This window comes from Campylobacter concisus, assembly GCF_902460705.1.
GTDB classification, from domain to species: Bacteria; Campylobacterota; Campylobacteria; order Campylobacterales; family Campylobacteraceae; genus Campylobacter_A; species Campylobacter_A concisus_Z.
Genome location: NZ_CABPUP010000001.1, coordinates 285,406 through 300,893 on the forward strand (window position 1 = coordinate 285,406; position 15,488 = coordinate 300,893).

General features: G+C 39.7%; 15 protein-coding genes. 4 read left to right on the forward strand and 11 right to left on the reverse strand.

Annotated elements, in window-relative coordinates:
• From mgtE to F3G75_RS01460, 3 genes are all read left to right on the forward strand, one after another.
• Positions 1-1,368, forward strand: a complete 1,368-nt coding sequence (gene mgtE / locus F3G75_RS01450; protein WP_149716291.1) for a magnesium transporter — start codon at positions 1-3, stop codon at positions 1,366-1,368.
• Positions 1,353-1,937, forward strand: coding sequence for an NUDIX domain-containing protein (locus F3G75_RS01455; protein WP_149716292.1), 585 nt, complete (start codon positions 1,353-1,355; stop codon positions 1,935-1,937). Before mgtE ends, F3G75_RS01455 begins: the two co-directional genes overlap by 16 nt.
• Positions 1,938-2,126: 189 nt before the next feature.
• Entirely contained in the window at positions 2,127-4,220 is a 2,094-nt protein-coding gene (locus F3G75_RS01460) for an RNA degradosome polyphosphate kinase (RefSeq protein ID WP_149716293.1), read from the forward strand.
• Between the two features lie 144 nt (positions 4,221-4,364).
• Here F3G75_RS01460 and F3G75_RS01465 read toward each other — a convergent pair whose 3' ends face one another.
• The 11 genes from F3G75_RS01465 to F3G75_RS01515 all read right to left on the reverse strand — a co-directional run bounded on the left by F3G75_RS01465 (position 4,365) and on the right by F3G75_RS01515 (position 13,792).
• A complete protein-coding gene (locus F3G75_RS01465; protein WP_149716294.1) occupies positions 4,365-6,173 on the reverse strand; it encodes a menaquinone biosynthesis decarboxylase in 1,809 nt (602 codons plus the stop codon).
• Positions 6,174-6,499: 326 nt separating this feature from the next.
• Positions 6,500-6,865: an Imm10 family immunity protein gene (locus F3G75_RS01470; RefSeq protein WP_149716295.1), complete on the reverse strand. Its 366-nt coding sequence runs from the start codon at positions 6,863-6,865 to the stop codon at positions 6,500-6,502.
• Between the two features lie 4 nt (positions 6,866-6,869).
• Complete coding sequence (hemC, locus tag F3G75_RS01475; RefSeq protein WP_149716296.1) at positions 6,870-7,799, reverse strand: hydroxymethylbilane synthase; 930 nt, start codon at positions 7,797-7,799, stop codon at positions 6,870-6,872.
• 8 nt (positions 7,800-7,807) lie between these two features.
• Positions 7,808-8,239, reverse strand: a complete 432-nt coding sequence (locus F3G75_RS01480; protein ID WP_149716297.1) for an FxsA family protein — start codon at positions 8,237-8,239, stop codon at positions 7,808-7,810.
• A complete protein-coding gene (locus F3G75_RS01485; protein ID WP_149716298.1) occupies positions 8,236-9,936 on the reverse strand; it encodes a proline--tRNA ligase in 1,701 nt (566 codons plus the stop codon). The genes F3G75_RS01480 and F3G75_RS01485 overlap by 4 nt, the downstream gene beginning before the upstream one ends.
• The gene (gene hemA / locus F3G75_RS01490; RefSeq protein ID WP_072594950.1) at positions 9,926-11,209 is read right to left on the reverse strand and encodes a glutamyl-tRNA reductase; all 1,284 of its coding nucleotides are present in this window, start codon (positions 11,207-11,209) and stop codon (positions 9,926-9,928) included. The genes F3G75_RS01485 and hemA overlap by 11 nt, the downstream gene beginning before the upstream one ends.
• Positions 11,209-12,102 carry a polyprenyl synthetase family protein gene (locus F3G75_RS01495; RefSeq protein ID WP_149716299.1) on the reverse strand — a complete coding sequence of 298 codons (894 nt, stop codon included), beginning with the start codon at positions 12,100-12,102 and terminating at the stop codon, positions 11,209-11,211. The genes hemA and F3G75_RS01495 overlap by 1 nt, the downstream gene beginning before the upstream one ends.
• A gap of 10 nt (positions 12,103-12,112) precedes the next feature.
• Positions 12,113-12,544: a hypothetical protein gene (locus F3G75_RS01500; RefSeq protein WP_149716300.1), complete on the reverse strand. Its 432-nt coding sequence runs from the start codon at positions 12,542-12,544 to the stop codon at positions 12,113-12,115.
• Positions 12,537-12,791: a DUF2018 family protein gene (locus tag F3G75_RS01505; protein WP_149716301.1), complete on the reverse strand. Its 255-nt coding sequence runs from the start codon at positions 12,789-12,791 to the stop codon at positions 12,537-12,539. Before F3G75_RS01505 ends, F3G75_RS01500 begins: the two co-directional genes overlap by 8 nt.
• A 48-nt stretch (positions 12,792-12,839) precedes the next feature.
• A complete protein-coding gene (locus F3G75_RS01510; protein WP_103579609.1) occupies positions 12,840-13,463 on the reverse strand; it encodes an HAD family hydrolase in 624 nt (207 codons plus the stop codon).
• The gene (locus F3G75_RS01515) at positions 13,460-13,792 is read right to left on the reverse strand and encodes a hypothetical protein (RefSeq protein WP_072594946.1); all 333 of its coding nucleotides are present in this window, start codon (positions 13,790-13,792) and stop codon (positions 13,460-13,462) included. Before F3G75_RS01515 ends, F3G75_RS01510 begins: the two co-directional genes overlap by 4 nt.
• A gap of 105 nt (positions 13,793-13,897) precedes the next feature.
• On the opposite strand from F3G75_RS01515, the gene F3G75_RS01520 reads away from it, so the two are divergent.
• On the forward strand, positions 13,898-15,169 hold the full coding sequence (locus F3G75_RS01520) for an O-acetylhomoserine aminocarboxypropyltransferase/cysteine synthase family protein (RefSeq protein WP_149716302.1): 1,272 nt from the start codon (positions 13,898-13,900) through the stop codon (positions 15,167-15,169).
• Positions 15,170-15,488 lie beyond the last annotated feature (319 nt).

The following is a 15,488-nucleotide window of genomic DNA, read 5'->3' on the forward strand; positions in this document are numbered from 1 at the left end:
TTGAGCCAAGAACTAGAAGAAGCAAAAGAGCTGATAGATCAGCATTTAGATGAAAATTTAGAAGATAACGAACTCTCGCCTTACGAGTTAGCCCAACACCTAAAAACACTTAAAAAACACGACGAAGAGCTTTTTGCTCACTATCTTGAAAAGCTAGATCCTGAAATTTTAGGTGATGTTGCTATCGAGCTACCTGATCACATGCTAAAAGATGTGATCGAACAACTTCCAGCTGAAAAAATCGTAGAAGCACTTGAAGAACTAGAGAGTGATGATGCGACTGATTTGCTTCAATACATCGAGGATATCGACGAGGATAAAGCTAGAGAGCTCTTTAACGAGCTTGATAGAGAAAACCAAAATGAAATTTTAAGACTTAGAAGCTACGAAGAAGATAGAGCCGGTGCGCACATGCAAACAGAGCTTTTTTCGGCTCACCTTGAAGAAAAGCTTGGCAATGCAGTAGCAAGGCTTAGACGAGAAAAGCAAGAAGGTAAGTTAGAAAATATCTCTCAGCTTTTCATTATAGATAAAGACGGTGTTTTACAATATGCTATCCCACTTGAGGATCTTATACTTTTTGATTTTACAAAGACACTAAAGCAAAATATCGAGTTAGCGCAGATTGATCACTACAAGCCACATATTGCAAATGATATGGACCTTATGCAAAATGTCGCTGATATGTTTCAAGAGTACGATTTAAACGTTATTGCAGTTACTAGTAGCACTGGAATTTTACTTGGTCGTATCACGTCTGATGACATCCACGACTACATTCAAGAGAGTGCAACTGAGCAAATTTATAACCTGGCCGGCGTTGATGACGAGTCAGAAGAGGACGATACGCTTTTTAAGGCTGGTCGTGGTCGTGCGGTTTGGCTTGGTGTAAATTTACTAACAGCTCTTTTTAGCTCGTCTATAATCGGACTTTTTGACGAGACAATCGCAGCCTACGTCGCTCTTGCTGTTTTAATGCCAATAGTTGCATCAATGGGCGGAAATACCGGTACACAAGCACTTGCCGTTACAGTTCGCCGTCTAGCACTTGGCGAGATCGAGTTTAAAGATACCAAAAATGTTTTAAAACGTGAGGTTAGTATTTCACTCATAAATGGACTAATCTTTGGTGTGGTAATGGGCATAATCGCCTCTGTTTGGTTTGACAAAGGTATGCTTGGCGTTGTTATCGGACTTAGTATGGTTACGAATTTATTCTTTGCTGGTTTTTTTGGCACGATCATACCTCTTACACTAAGGCGCTTTAACATAGATCCTGCAGTCGGCTCAGCCGTCATTCTTACTACTTTTACTGATGCGATAGGATTTTTTAGCTTTTTAGGACTTGCAAAATGGATACTACTATAACTAATTTAGAAATTCTGCCTCTTGGTGAGTCAAAATATCTAAAGCCATTTAAGATGAAATTTATGCAAAATGGTGTCCAAAGAGACTGGGACTGCGTAAAAGTGATGAATAGCGTTAGTATTTTTTTATATCACGAGCAAAAAGATGCCTTTTTATTTGTCAAGCAGTTTCGTCCTGCAGTTTGGTACTCGCAAGAGAAAGAAGGCATCAAAACAAATGAGCAAGGCTTTACTTACGAGCTTTGTGCAGGGCTTATGGATAAAGGACTTAGCGAAGAGCAAACAGCTAGAGAAGAAGCGATCGAAGAAGTGGGCTATGAGCTAAAAGAGATAGAGCGTATCACAATGACATACGGTGCTTTTGGCTTTGGAGGCAACATGCAAACTATGTTTTACGCAAAGATCAATGAGAGCATGAAGGTAAATTCTGGCGGTGGCGTCGATGGCGAAGATATCGAGCTTGTTTTCATAAAAAGAGAAGATATGATTAAATTTGCCTTTGACGAGAGCAAGGTCAAAGGCTTTGGGCTTATCTTTGCTTATTTGTGGTGGGAGAAATTTAAAAGCTAAAACGATATCTTTTTAATAAGCGCAAAAACAACGACTGCCACTAAAAAGATACCAACTAATATCACATAATCAGACATAATAAGCCTTTAAATTTAAGTTTTGGCTTATTGTAACCAAAATTTTAAATAAAGTAAGAACTTTATAACCGCATATATCATAAAATAACAAAAAACTATACAAGGAGAAAAGATGAGCGAAAAGGAAACTCTTTTTATAAACCGAGAATTAAGCTGGCTACGCTTTAATTCAAGGGTACTCGCTCAATGTGAAAAGGAAATTCCTTTACTTGAAAAGCTAAAATTTTTAGCGATCTATATGACAAATTTAGATGAGTTTTATATGATTAGAGTCGCTGGCTTAAAGCAGCTTTTTGCAGCTGGAGCTACTACGAGCAGTGGCGATGGCATGAGCCCACTTGATCAGCTAAGAGAGATTAGAAAATATCTACAAAATGAGCAAAATTTAGTAGAAGATCACTATAAAAAAACAGTAAATGCTCTTAGCAAAGAGGGGCTTTTTATAAAAAATTATGACGAGCTTGACGATAGCTTGAAGCAAAAGTGCGACGAATACTTTTTCTCAAATATCTTGCCAGTCATCGTTCCTATCGCTGTCGATGCGACTCATCCATTTCCGCACCTAAACAACCTTAGCTTCTCTCTTGCCGTTAAGCTTGCTGATATAGAGCATCCAGAAATTTTAAAATACGGCATGATAAGAATTTCAAGAGTCTTGCCACGTTTTACACAGCCAAGTAGCAATGTTTTTGTGCCGATTGAAACGATCGTACATCGCCACGCAGAAGAAATTTTTCCAGGGTATAAGCTACTTAGCTCGGCTGCTTTTAGAGTGACAAGAAACGCTGATATCGTCATCGAAGAAGAAGAAGCAGATGATTTTATGATGATACTTGAGCAAGGGCTAAAGCTTCGCAGAAAAGGGGCTTTTGTTCGTATGCAAATCGATAAAAACGTAGACGCTGATATCTTAGACTTCTTAAATTTTCATATGAAAATTTTTCATAAAGATGTCTATTTTTCAAGCATTCCGCTCACTCTTAGCTCACTTTGGGAAATAGCTGGAAGTAAAAATTTTACCCACCTAGCAAATGCACCTTATGTTCCAAAGACACTGCCACCATTTGGCAATGGCATCTCAGTATTTGACGCCATAGATAAAGAAGATGTGCTCTTAGTGCATCCATTTGAGAGCTTTGATCCAGTTGTAAGCTTTATCAAAGAAGCTAGCAAAGATCCAAAAGTCATATCTATTCGAATGACACTTTATAGAGTCGATAAAAGCTCACCAATAATTCAAAGCCTAATAGACGCCGCAAGTGATGGCAAACAAGTAACTGTGATGGTTGAGCTAAAAGCAAGGTTTGATGAAGAAAATAACCTGCACTGGGCAAAGGCACTTGAAGATGCAGGCGCGCATGTGATATATGGCATTACAGGCTTTAAGGTGCATGCAAAAGTTAGCCAGGTCATCCGCCAAATCGGCGATAAGCTTAAATTTTATATGCACTTTGGCACAGGCAACTACAACGGCAGTTCGGCTAAAATTTACACCGACGTGAGCCTATTTACGAGCAAAGAAGAATTTAGCCAAGACACGACTTCGTTTTTTCACATCCTCTCAGGATATAATAAAAACCGTCGCCTAAACGCTCTTAGCATGTCGCCTTTTCAGATAAAAGAGCGTATCATTGAAAAGATAAGAGTGGAAGCAAGCAAAGGCAGCGAGGGTAGGATCATTGCCAAAATGAATGCGCTAATCGATGAAGATGTGATAAATGAGCTTAGCCGCGCATCAAACGCAGGTGTGAAGATCGATCTCATAGTTCGTGGTGTGTGCGGACTAAGGCCTGGCATAAAAGGCAAAAGCGAAAATATAAAAGTTCGCTCAATAATCGGCAAATACTTAGAGCACGCTAGAATTTTATACTTTAAACATGCTCAGCCAAAAATTTATATCTCAAGTGCTGACTGGATGCCAAGAAATCTAGAGCGTCGCTTGGAGCTTATGACGCCTATCTTTGAGCCAAGACTTCAAGAGAGGTTGCTTGAAATTTTAGAGCTTCAGCTAAGCGATAACGACCTAGCTTTTGAGCTACAAAATAGTGGTGAATACGTAAAAGTAGCAAGAGGTGAAAATGAAAAAGTAATATCTTGCCACGAAGTTTTAGAAAACTACATCTCTAAAATTTACAAATCCGTCAAGAAAGATACCGACAAAGCCAAAGCCGATATGCTCGCAAGCAAGCTCTTAAAAGAGAGTTAAAAATAAATTAAGCTTTTAGACCTAGTCTAAAAGCTATCTTTAAATTAGCAAACAAGCACTAGTATTTGATTAAGCAAGTCTTATTAAAAATTTCAAATCTACAGCAAAAAGCAAAATTTATAAATTTACTTGAGCATCTCAAAGCTAACCAAATATTTCAAATTTTTTAAATAACTCTGGCTCATCTTTTACTATACCGCGCTTAACTAGATCAGCAACCACTTCGCGGTCACAATCCGTTTGTAATGGCCAACCTCTCGTATATCCCTCACGCTCATCTTTACTAGTGGCATCTACGCAGAAATTTTCACCATCTATGAAAATATCGCGCAAAGCATCGATATTATTTGTCACACGCCAAAGTAGCATATATGGGTTTTCAAGGTGATTTTGCATATCCACAACGATAAGGAGTTTGAAAAATTCTCTAAATGTCAAAAGTTTGTCAAAAAGCTCTTTTACCACACAATCTTTTTCAAATTTCACCACACAAATAGGCGTTTTGGCATCCGTTTTAAACTGCTTAAGCTCTTTTACATTTGGCGCTATACTTTGAAACTTAGCCAAAAGCTCGCTGTCGCTTAAAACCACAGGGCTAAATTTACAAAAATCTTGCGTCGCATCTACACCGAGTTTGCCACCAAAACACGAATTTGGACTAGCATGATCAAGCTGATCACACACACCTTGGCTTATTAGCACACTCTGGCTACCAAAACGATTTAGAACAAAGCTAGTAAATTCATCATAATCTTTAAGCTTAGGCGCATCGGCTCCAACAAAAATGGCATGTTTTACAAAACTCATCTGCCCAACGCCCCAAAATGCGTGCATAGCCTGCTTTGCATGAGCTGGATAAAGTGCGTTGATCTTAGCTAGGATAAGGTTGTGAAAGACGCCATTTTCAGGCATATTGTAGTCTAAAAGCTCAGGCACGGTCGTTCGCAAAAGCGGCAAAAAAACCCGCTCAGTCGCCCAGCCCATATATTTATCCTCAAGTGGCGGCTTTCCAACCACAGTCGCGTGAAATATCGACTCATGCTTGCTAGTTATCGCCGTTACACCCATCACCGGAAAAGGCTCAATAGGCGTATAAAAGCCAGTATGATCGCCAAATGGCCCCTCAAGCTCGCTCTTAGTCGTGTCCACAAAGCCCTCGATCACGTAGTCCGCGTCGTGCGGGACGTAAATTTCGTTCGTTAGCGACTTTACGAGGCGGGCGGGCTCTTTGCGGATAAAGCCGTAAAGCAGCAGCTCAAACACGCCCTTTGGTAGCGGCGCCTGACCGCACCAGATATAGAGCGGATCGCCGCCAATGGCTACAGAGACTGGCATTTTTTTGCCTGCACGCTTGTACTCGTGAAAGAAATTTGCGCCGTCTTTGTGGATCTGCCAGTGCATGCCAAGGCGGTTTTTGTCATAAATTTGTAGGCGGTACATGCCTAAATTTTGCAAAGAGCCGTCCAAGCTTTGCGTATAGACCTGCCCCATCGTAATAAAAGCGCCACCATCATGCGGCCATGTTTTTAGTGCTGGAAGTGATAGCAAATCAGCATCTTCGCCTATAAATTTTACCTGCTGACACTCACCCTCGCCTTTTAGCCTTTTAGTAAAAATCTTTCTCATGCTAAAAAGATAGGCCAAAAAATCAAGCTTTTCTTTGAAATTCTCAGGTTTTTTGGGCTTTAAAAGCTTTTCTATCTCGGCTGCGATCTCATCAGGTTGCACGCCAAATATCAGCTCAAGTGCGCGTTTTGAGCCGTAGATATTTGTAAGCACTGGAGCAAATTTACGCCCAGTTTTTTTGCAGACTGGGTTTTTAAAAAGTAGCGCTTGCGAGCCCTCACGCTTGACCTCGATGTAGCTAGCGTGCGCGATCTCAAGATCAATATCTGTTGGCTCGTCGATAACACGAAGTAGATTATTTTCTTTTAAAAGCTTGATGTAGTCCATATTTCGCCTTTTTGATTTTTGGGCGATTTTAGCCAAAAATAGCTGAAAAAGGCTAAGCAAAGCGAGTATTTATTATTTGCTGCACGCACCGATAGCTATCAGAGTATCGATCGCTATTTCGGACGCAGTCTTTGCGGTATTGCCTCATTGTTTAAATAGATACAAGCACTAAATTTATACTCCATTGTCATAACGTCCGCAAACTGGTACTCAACGCACAGCCACACATCGCCGGCATACTTACGTCTTTTCCAAAGTGATTCATTACAATTTTTTTAAACGCTAGATAGCATCGTGGTTTTAAAAACGGCAGTAAATTTTATTAATTACTCCGACATATTACATTTTAGTAGCTCGCCAAATATCTCTTTGCTGTATTTTATAAAGCGATCACTAAGCTTAACACCCTCTATATCAATGCTAATAACGCTATCTTGCACCTCAAAAATGATAGTTTTATCAGTGATAGTTACGCATTTGCAAGCGTTGTAGCAAACGTCGCCATTACACTCTGCGTATATGCCGTTTATGTCGGAGTTTTCGTCGTCATCTTTTTTGAGTTTGATCGGTCTTTGAAAGATTATGTAGTTTTTGTAGTCGTATTTGTCGTCTGCAAGACCGATCATATAGTAGTTGTCTTTGCTGTTTTTGGTAGCGGCTATGACTTTTGCTTTAAAATTTAGCTCAAACACGCCTCTACACCATCTCCTCGGCGCGTTTTAAAAGCTCTCTCGCCCCTTTTTCTATAAATTTATGCGCTAGCTCTTTGCCGACACTTTGAAATTTATCTTTGCTAGTCTTTAAGCTATCTTTTATAAACTCACTTCCATCAGGCAGACCAACGATCGCATCGATAGAAATTTCATCGCCTTTTAGTCTTGCGCTTATGCCTATTGGCACCTGGCAGCCACCCTCCAAAACGCTTACAAAGTCACGCTCTATAGTCGTTTCTATGACTGCATTTTCATCGTTTAAAAAAGAGATCTCATCTAAAATTTTCTTCTCATCTCTGGCTTCTATCCCAAGAGCACCCTGCCCCATTGCAGGTATCATCTCGTCAAAACCAAATGTGTAGATATGTGCCACTTCAGCCTTGATATTTAAGCGATTTATGCCAGCCATCGCCAAAATAATCGCGTCAAATTCGCCCTCTTTTAGCTTTCTAAGTCTAGTTTGCACGTTTCCACGAAGCGAGATAATCTCAAGGTCAGGCCTCATGATAAGTAGCTGCATCTTACGGCGTAGGCTCGTTGTGCCAACTTTAGCTCCATATGGCAAGTCGCTAAATTTAGCAAATTTCTCGCTTATCATCGCATCTCTTGTATCCTCGCGTGAGCAAATCGCTACAAGTTTAAGCCCTTTTGGAAAGACTACCGGCACGTCTTTTAGGCTATGCACGGCGATATCAGTCTCGCCTTTTAGCATGCTATCTTCAAGCTCTTTTGTAAAAAGCCCCTTGCCACCGATCTTTGCAAGTGGCGCGTCAAGTATCACATCGCCCTTTGTCTTCATACCCTCAAGCACGACCTTCATTCCATTGTGCTGCGCCTCGATCCTAGCCTTGATATGCTCGCTTTGCCAAAGAGCTAAGATGCTCTTTCTAGTTGCTATTTTTATCTCTTTCATCGTCTCTCCTAATTTACTCTTTTTGGCTCTTCTATGACCTCAACGTCGATAATCTCGCCATCATCTTTTTTAGCACTCTGCTCGCTAAAATTTTGGAATTTAAACTCCTGATAACTCTCGTTTTTTGCCACATTTTTCTTAAATATCAAAGAAAAAACGACTACGGCTATACCAAAAATATCTGTTAAAATTCCTGGCAGAAACAAAAGCATTCCGCCAAAGCTAAGCCCTAACTGACTAAATAAATTTCCGCCAAGAAAGCTTTTAAGCGCCACTTGAGGCAAATTTAAGCTAGAAAATCCAGCATTTAAAAGAAGTGCGATACCCACAAATCCAGAGACTAACACCTCAAGAAAGTAGTTTAAAAAGCCAAATTTATCAATAAAAAGATAGATAAATATCGCTTCTATCAAAAAAAATAAAAATGCGAAAAATCTCATAAGCTTTCTTTTATCTTTTTAAAGGCTTCATTTTCGTCGATCGTTTCTTTGCTTAAACCATCTCTTGTTATAAACTCAACCTTGCCATTTGCAAATTCTTTACCCACGAGCAGCGCATAAGGAAAGCCGATAAGCTCAAAATCATTCATCTTAACGCCAAATCTCTCGTTTCTATCATCTATGATGACGCTAACGCCAGCTTTTTTAAGGCTCTCATAAAGCTCAAATGCAAATTCCACGCCCGCCTCATCTTTTAAATTTGAGATGATGATCTCCACGTCAAACGGCGCACACTCTTTTTTCCAGATGCAGCCCTTCTCATCGTGGCTAGCCTCTATCATTACGGCTATTAGCCTACTGATACCGATACCATAGCAGCCCATCAAAAATGGCTTAGCTTTACCATTTTCATCAAGATATGTCGCATTCATCGCAGCTGAATATTTATCGCCTAGCTGAAAGATGTGACCGACTTCAATACCTTTGCTAAGCTTTAAATTTTCGCCACACTCTGGGCATTTATCGCCCTCTTTTACCTTTACAAGGTCTTTAAATCTCTCTTCGTTAAACCCACTAACACTAACGCCAACAAAGTGGTAATCCTTTTCGTTGGCACCACATATCATATTATTTGCGCCTTTTAGCTCGTTGTCTATGTAAAATTTCACATCTTTTAGCCCAACTGGTCCGCAAAATCCAGCCACAAGCCCAGCTTTTATAATCTCTTCTTCGCTAGCATCAACAAGCTCGAGTGCATTACAAGCATTTTGTGCCTTTGTCTCTTGAAGCTCGTCATCACCCCTTACAAAAAAGACCACAACCTCTTCTTTGTCTTCATAAATAGCTTTTTTAATAACAGCTTTTATGCAGTAAAACTCGCTAACTTTAAAAAACTCAGCCACACCTTTTATAGTCTTTGTATCTGGTGTCTTAAATTTAGCCGCATCAGCCTCTGGCGCTTCAGCATCGGTTGTTCTAGCTTTTCTTCTAGCAGCTTCTATATTTGCAGCGTATTTGCAAGCCTCACAGCAAAGAATGTCATCTTCTCCGTTACTTGCAAGCACCATAAATTCTTTACTGCCACTGCCACCGATAGCTCCACTATCAGCTTCAACGGCTCTAAAATTTAGCCCCAAACGAGTGAAAATTTTACTATAAGTTGCCTCCATAAGGTCAAACTCACGCTTTAGATCCTCTTTGCTTGAGTGAAAGCTATAGCCATCTTTCATAGTAAATTCACGCCCTCTTAGCAAGCCAAAGCGTGGCCTTGCCTCGTCACGAAATTTAGTATTTATCTGATATAAATTTAATGGCAGCTGCTTATAGCTAGTAACCTTACCACGCACCAAGGCAACGGCTGCTTCTTCGTTTGTAGGGCTTATAACAAAATCATTTTCTTTTCTGTCTTTAAAGCGTAAAAGCTCCTTGCCAAAGACATTGTAACGTCCACTTTGCTTCCAAAGCTCGCCTGAAGTAACCACGCTAAAGCTAACCTCTAGCGCACCAGCCTCATCCATCTCCTCTCGTGCGATACGAGAAATTTTCTCATGCATGATCTTTCCAAGCGGCAGATAGTTATAAAGACCAGAGCCTATCTGCTCGACAAATCCACCTCTTATTAAAAATTTATGACTTGGTAAAGAGGCGTCTTTTGGTGCTTCTTTGGTCGTTGGTGCATAAAATTTACTAAATCTCATCTATATCTCCCACTTGAAAATTTTGCTCTTCTTTTATATCAAATAAAAATCTAACTCCATTTGAGAGCTCGCTAGATCTCTCCTCGTCCGCAAGGCTTTTTAGCTTCATCGTTGGCTGATGTAAGAAGGCTTTAAAAACTTGATGAATAAGCTTTTGTGCCTCCTCATAATCACTATGCTTTAAATATCCTTTTTTTATCGCTTTTTCTAGCTCGTTTTTAGCGCAAATTTCAGCTTGTTTGCGGATCGATTTTATGAGTGGCACGCTCATATCTTCTTTTAAAATTTTTAAAAATTCGCTTGTGCCTTGACCTACGATCGAATAAGCCTTTTGTGCCTGCTCCTCTCTTAGAGCTAAATTTTTCCTTACTATCTCCTCTAAACTATCGACCGTATAGACACTAATAAATTCTGTATTTATAAGATCAATATCCCTTGGTACGGCAATATCAAAAAAGTATCTGTGAAATTCTCTTGGTTCGATTATGGCGTTTGTGATGATAGCGTGTGGGGCTGCGGTGCTTGAAAATATTAGATCATAATTATTTACATACTCTTTTAATTTTAAAATGCTATCCCAGCTAGCGTTGTCACCAAGGCTATCAACTAGCTGCTCAACACGCTCGGAGCTTCTATTTATAATGATAACTTCTGCGCCACTTGAGATTAGGTGTTTTGCTGCTAGTTCGCCCATCTCACCAGCGCCTACGACGATAGCAGTTTTACCTTCAAGCGTGCCAAAAATTTCTTTTGCTTTTGCCACAGCAACGCTTGAAACGGAGATCGGGTTTTTAGAAATTTGAGTTTCATTTCTAACTTTAGCAGCACATTTGCATGCATAATGGATGATTTTACTGATTTGTTCGCCGCAAGCTGAGCTATCGTAAGCAAATTTAAAGGCATTTTTTAACTGACCAACGATCTGAGTTTCGCCGACGACTAGGCTATCAAGCGAGCTTGCCACGGCAAAGAGGTGGTGCACGGCTCCGCTATCTTCATAAATATCAGCCCTTTCATAAAGCTCATCTTCAAAAACACCTGAAAATACAGACATGCACCTAAATGCATGCGTCGTTGCACTTTCTAGATCACTAACGCTTGCAATTATCTCAACGCGGTTGCATGTATTTAAAACCATACATTCGTTTATACTTTTGTTTGATCTTAGTAGTTTTAAAATTTGCTCTTTTTTCTCATCGCTATCAAATGCAAGCTTTTCTCTGACTGAAATATCAGTATTTTTATATGTAAAACTTATATCTAAATAGTGCATTAAAATTCCCTATCTATCATACTTTTTATGATCCCTTCAAGCTCGGCATTTTTATACTCTTTTATCGATTCTATCGCTTCAATCCCAAGCCTTTTTGCTTCATTTACTGCTTTTTGAAGCGAATTTGTCTTAACAAATTCCTCTTTTAGCCATGAAATTTCGCCCGCGTTTAGCTTCTTTGACCAAAGCGATCTAAGCTTTGCTTTGCCAGCTTCGTCTAAGCTCTTATAAATATAAATGTAAGGAAGTGTCGTTTTGCCTTCAACGAAGTCGTTAAGTGCTGGTTTGCCAAGCGTTTTTTCATCTTGAGTTATGTCTAATATATCATCAACGATCTGAAATGCAAGACCTAAATTTTTACCATAAATTCCAAATTTCTCACTATCTTTGCCAGCTAGCTTTGCCCCACAAATAGCCGTGGCTTCTATCAAAACGGCTGTTTTATAGTAGATCATTTTTAAATATTCTTGCTCATTTTCATTAAAATTTTCAGCCATTTTCACATCCATCATCTCGCCGATACTTAGCTTACTGACCGCATCTGAGATGACAGCTGCGATATTTGGATCAAATTTTGTAAGCTCAAAATAGGCTTTTGAGTAGAGGATGTCGCCTAGCATGACTGAGTTTTTACTACCAAAAAGTGCGTTTATGCTTGGTTTGCCGCGTCTTATATTTGCCTCGTCTATGACGTCGTCGTGCAGCAAGCTTGCAAGGTGGATGAGCTCGATGATAGCGCAAAGTTTAAGTGAAATTTCGCTCTCGCCCACGATCTTTAAAAGAAGCTTTGAGCGTAGCTTCTTGCCTGAGCTTATCTTTAAAAACATATCAAACGCCTCTTTGTAGCCAAGCTCGCTTATAAATTTACCCATTATTTCATCGATTTTATCCATTTTTATCCTTCTATTTAGCCTCATCTGGATCTCTAAAACCCACATCCACACGCTTGCTCTCATCTAGCAGAGCCACCCTAAAATGCGCCTTTTTGTCCTTAAAATCAATAAATGATATGTAAAGGCTTACGCTCTCATTTGGCGGCATCGTAAAATCAGGCAAAACTTGCTGCATATAGGTGTTTTGCCCTTGTCTTAGCGAAAAGACCATCTGCCTTGGATAACGCCTAAAAAAGCTTTGCACGGTGATATTTGTGCTATCAAATAGCGTCCAGCGAAAGTCAAACGTTTCAACCCTTTGAGTTCGCTTTTCAGTTATAAAGACCCGCGCCCACTCATCTTTTTTAAGCTCAAATGTATGCACTGAGCTTGGATCAAAATTTGGCTCTTTTGCAAAGACAAGAGCGGTTAGCAAAGCAATGAGCACAAAAATTCTACTCATTTTGGCTTAAAATTTCTCCGCTAAGCTCGATATATAGGTCATTTACTCCGTTATAAATTTTATCTTGCTCTGAGACTATAAAATTTCTGATCTCATCCTCGCTAATGCCATACTTTTCGCAAAGCTCGCTCATAGCCACAAATTTCTCAAAAATTTTATCTATTTCATTTTTAACCAAAACGGCATTTGCGTTAAACAAAATGTCATAAAATTTATCCCTCGCGCTGCCCTCAAATATATCTATCATCGCTGTTTCTTTGAAAATTTCTTAAGATTATAGCCAATTAAAACTAAGTTAAAAATTTAATATTATCTCCCAAGCCTCGCTAACGTTTTTAGCATTATAGGTCGCTGTTTTGCTCTCCTCGCCAAATCCCCAGCAAACTTGCACATAGGGCATGTTTGCATTTTTGGCAGCTAGCTCGTCTTTTAGACTATCTCCAACAAAGATCGCCTTGCTGGCTCCAGTTTTATTAACAGCTAGGTGAAGCATTGCAGGATCTGGCTTTTGTGGTATCTCTTTGCTAGCGCCGATGACCTCGTCAAATAGCTCATAAATTTCATTTTTCTTTAAAATTTTCTCTAGTGTATCGTGCGGTGCGTTGCTTGCCAAAACGACCTTATAGTGATCCTCTCTGCACTTTTTCAAAAGCTCTTTTATACCCTCATATGTAGTCGCATACTCATCGTAAAACTTCTTAAATTTCTCTTCAAAGCCCTCTTTTAAACTCTTGCTTGGCGTGTCGATGCCGTAAAACTCAAGGGCCAAATTTCTACCTGGCTCATTGATCGCTTTTATGATAAATTCTTTTTCAAGTGGCGCTAAATTTAGCTCATCTCTTACTTCATTTACCGTTTTATATATCGCCTCACCGCTATCGATCACTGTGCCATCCATATCAAAAATAACTACTTTCAATCCTCATCCTTAAATTTATTTTTATGCTTCTCTTTTTTATACGTCTTTTGATTTTTTAGCTTATCAAGCAGATTTGCCGCCTTTAAAAGCTCCTCTTTTGGGGCGTTTTTGATAAGCAAATTTATAAAATTTTCTAGCGCCTTTGAGTATGGCTGATCAAGATAGACAGCCTCGACTTTTTCGATGACTTTCGCGTTTTTCTCCACTCTTTGGCGAAATTCAGCCTCGTCAAAGTCATCTCTTTTTAGCCCATTTATCGCTGATTTTGCAAATTTTTCTAGCGCACGAAGATATTTTACACGTTTAAATTTGTCCGTAACTTGGTTCAAATTTTTCCTTTTTTTGGCAAATTATATCAAAATTTGATTTTATCCCCTAAATTTTGGCTTTGCTAATGTATAATTTACGCCAAAATCACCTTAAAAGGAGCAAAAATGAGGCAAGAAACCGCTGCGATCCACGTAGGCTACGACACACATGAGGGCTTTGGCACGATGGCTGTGCCTATTTTTCAAAGCACGGCTTACGACTTTGGAAGTGCCGAGACAGCCGCAGCTAGGTTTGATCTAAAAGATGGCGGCCACATCTACACAAGACTTGGCAATCCAACGACAGATATCTTTGAAAAAAGGGTTGCCGCACTTGAAGGCGGAGCCGCTACGATAGCGACTGCAAGCGGTCAGTCAGCTTTGTTTTACAGCATAATAAATTTAGCCCAGGCAGGTGATAACATCATCATCGCCAAAAAAATTTATGGCGGCACGACAGTACTTTTTACGCACACACTAAAAAGATTTGGCATAGAGGCTAGAGTCTTTGACAGCGACACTGCTGATGATCTGGAGGCCTTGATAGATGATAAAACGAGGGCTATATTTTTTGAAACGCTCTCAAATCCGCAAATTTCTATCCCAAATATCGAAAAAATCGTAGAAATCGCAAACAAATATGGCATCATCAGCATTACCGATAACACCGTGCCAACGCCTATCATCTTTCAGCCACTTCGCCACGGTGTCGATGTTTGCGTGCATAGTGCTAGCAAATATATGAGCGGTCAGGGTCTTAGCCTAGCAGGTGTTGTTGTAAGCGCAAATCACCTAAACGAAAAGCTAAAAGGCAACAAGAGATATGAGCACTTTAACGTCCCAGATGCGAGCTATCACGACATCGTATATGCTGATATGACGGATCGTTTTGATATCTATACGCTAAGAATGAGGCTTGCCATCGTGCGCGACATCGGCGCCGTGATCTCTCCATTTAACTCTTGGCAGCTTATACAAGGACTTGAAACGCTTGCCGTTAGAGTTGAAAGGCACTCACAAAATGCACTAAAAGTGGCTAAATTTCTAAACTCTCACAAGCATATAAAAAGCGTGGCATACCCAGGGCTTGCCGACAACGTAGATCACGCAAAGGCGCAAAAATACTTTAAAGATGGCATGGCAAATGGACTATTTTGCTTTGAGACTGATAGCTTTGAGCGCGCAAAAAAGATGCTAGGGCGCGTAAAACTCTTTAAGATCGTGGTAAATATCGGCGATACAAAGTCACTCATCACACACCCAGCCTCAACGACCCACCAACAGCTAAGCAGTGAAGAGCTCATCAAAGCCGGCATCACAAAAGAACTAATAAGAGTTAGCATAGGTCTTGAAAACGCCGAGGATCTGATCGCTGATCTAGCTCAAGCTTTAGAATAAAGAAATTTCTAGCTCATTTTGGGCTAGAAATTTAACTCAACTTTTAAACCTTCTGTATGCTTTTGATCAAAATAATAAATCAATGTAAATTTTCTCATATACTGAAAATGCGCCACATCGCATAGCTTTAGTTAAAGGTCTATCGAATTTTAAAATTTCATAAACGATTAATTTCAGCTCTGATTTTAGTGGCAAGCTTTGCGAAACCAAAATTTAGTAGTCAATTCTTGCGAGTGAATGAAATTTTAAAATTTGCAAAAATATTTTTTAGAAATTTAAAGTTTTGTTTCATCAAAATGGAGACAAGGGGGCTTGAATT